We start from the raw sequence: 2,267 nt of genomic DNA on the forward strand, positions 1-2,267 counted from the left end.
ACCCGCCCGGCCACTTCTTCGGCTGAGCCCGCGGGACACCGACTGAGCCCGCGGGACACCCGGCTGACTACCGGCTCGTAACATACCGTGCACGCCGATACTGGATTCGTACGATCGGCGTGATCGGGATTCACGTTTTCGACGGACGGACAGGGGACGGGCGTGGTAGGTCGCATCGCGGTGATCGGCGGTGGAATTCTCGGGCTGGCGGTCGCCCGTCGGCTCGGGCAGGTCGAACCGGGATCGGCCGTGACGGTGTTCGAGAAGGAACAGGACATCGCCCGGCATCAGACCGGCCGCAACAGCGGCGTCGTCCACGCCGGTCTCTACTACGTCCCAGGTTCGCTCAAAGCGACCCTGTGCCGCCGTGGGGTCGGGCTGCTGCGGGAGTTCTGCGCCACGCACCGCATCCGGTACGACGAGTGCGGCAAGATCGTGGTCGCCGTCGACAACAGCGAGCTCGAACGGTTGGCCGAGATCGAGAAGCGGGCGACGGCGAACGGCGTACCGCGGACCCGGATGCTCGACGCCGACGAGCTGCGGTCCGTCGAACCCCATGCCCGCGGGGTCGCCGCCCTGCACTCACCCACCACCGCCATCGTCGACTATCCCGGGGTCGCGCGGGCCCTGCGTACCGAGATCGTCGCCGCTGGCGGGGCCGTGCGCACCGGAGCCGAAGTGATCGGGGTGGAGGATCGTCCAGCCGGCGTCCACCTTCGCCTCACGGTCGCCGGAACCGCGCGCGCGCGGCCCAACGGCAATCACGAGATGGCGTCCCGCAACGGTGGCCGGGTCGCCGTCGTCTCCGAAAGCGTCGGGCCGTTCGACCTGCTGATCTCCTGTGCCGGGCTGCAGTCGGATCTGGTGGCGACACTGACCGGCGAGGACGCCTCCCCGCAGATCGTTCCCTTCCGGGGCGACTACTGGCTGCTGCGCCCCGAGCGGCGTGGCCTCGTCCATGGGCTGATCTATCCGGTTCCGGATCCGCGATATCCCTTCCTCGGTATCCATCTCACCAAGCGCATCGACGGGGAGATCCTGGTCGGGCCGAACGCGATGCTGGCCACTGCCCGAGAGGGGTACACGGTCGGCACCGTCCAGGGCGCTGACCTGCGACGGACGCTCGCCTGGCCGGGGTTCCACAAGATGGCGAAGACCCACTGGAAGACCGGCGCCAAGGAGATGCTGCGCACGGCGAGCAAGCGGGCCTTCGTCGCCGAGGCCCGGCGCTATGTCCCCGAGCTGCGGGCCACCGACGTGGTTCGTGGCCCCGCAGGAGTCCGGGCCCAGGCCGTCGCCCGCGACGGTAGCCTCGTCGACGACTTCGTCCTGTCCCACAACGGACGAGTCGTGCATGTCCGTAACGCGCCATCTCCCGGCGCGACGGCGTCGTTGGCGATCGCTGAGCACATCGTCAGCAAAATCGTTCCTGAACGGGCCAGCTGACCGGCCTGAGAAACCGACAAGCCCGAGATTGACAATCCCGCGGCAACCCGTGCATCAAACCCGACGCGGCCGCCCACCAGGCCACGGCAGACGCTGGGATGGGCGAAGCCGGTCGAGGTTTTCAACGATTTACTGGCGAAGCACGCGTCGCCGTGACCGCTTGATTCCACACAGGTATTGGCGGCTCTCCGCAGTTCAAACCAGTCGTGGAAGTCGGACAGCTCCCGGGACACGGTCCTCCCCTTTCCTCGAGCGATCAACCCGGACAGGGTCCAGATTCCCTCTCGCTCCTTGAGGCCGATGTGGCCTCTGGTCGAGGATGGCGCAATGGCGTGGTGGGACCGGCCGCCCGGAGCGGAGGCTCCCCCGCCCCGGGCGGCGCGTCCGGAGGGACCGGACACCGGTATACCGCCGTCGGGATGCGTCGACGGCGGTATACCGGCAGACCCGCGCAGGGCCGCCGTTCACACCGTGTAGGGACGCTTCTCCCTGGCCTCCGCGAGCGCGACCGCCCACCACGCGAGTTTCCTGATCAGGGTCTGGGCAGCGGTGTTGCAGCCTTCGGGATCCTTGGGCGTGCCATCGGCGTGGAACCGGTCCCAGGCACCGTGGAAGCTGACCGTACCGCGGATGGTGACCGCGTGCAGCTCGGCGAAAACCTGGCGCAGGTGCTCCACCGCGCGCAGGCCGCCCGCCTGGCCGCCGTAGGAAACGAAACCCACCGGCTTCGCCTGCCACTCGGTGTAATGCCAGTCGATGACATTCTTGAGAACGGCCGGGTAACTGTCAGGGCTGCGCGAAGGTCGCGTGGTGTGACGGCC

At 68.5% G+C, this 2,267-nt stretch carries 2 protein-coding genes; one reads left to right on the forward strand and one right to left on the reverse strand.

Annotation, left to right across the window (positions count from 1 at the left end; genetic code table 11):
• Positions 1-162: 162 nt before the first annotated feature.
• A complete protein-coding gene (locus AC08ON_RS14895; RefSeq protein ID WP_476608003.1) occupies positions 163-1,446 on the forward strand; it encodes an L-2-hydroxyglutarate oxidase in 1,284 nt (427 codons plus the stop codon).
• 464 nt (positions 1,447-1,910) lie between these two features.
• Here AC08ON_RS14895 and AC08ON_RS14900 read toward each other — a convergent pair.
• Positions 1,911-2,267, reverse strand: a 357-nt coding sequence (locus AC08ON_RS14900; protein WP_476617177.1) for an NADPH-dependent FMN reductase, incomplete at its 5' end; no start/stop codon positions are given.

This window comes from Frankia sp. CoWAU3, from assembly GCF_977971855.1.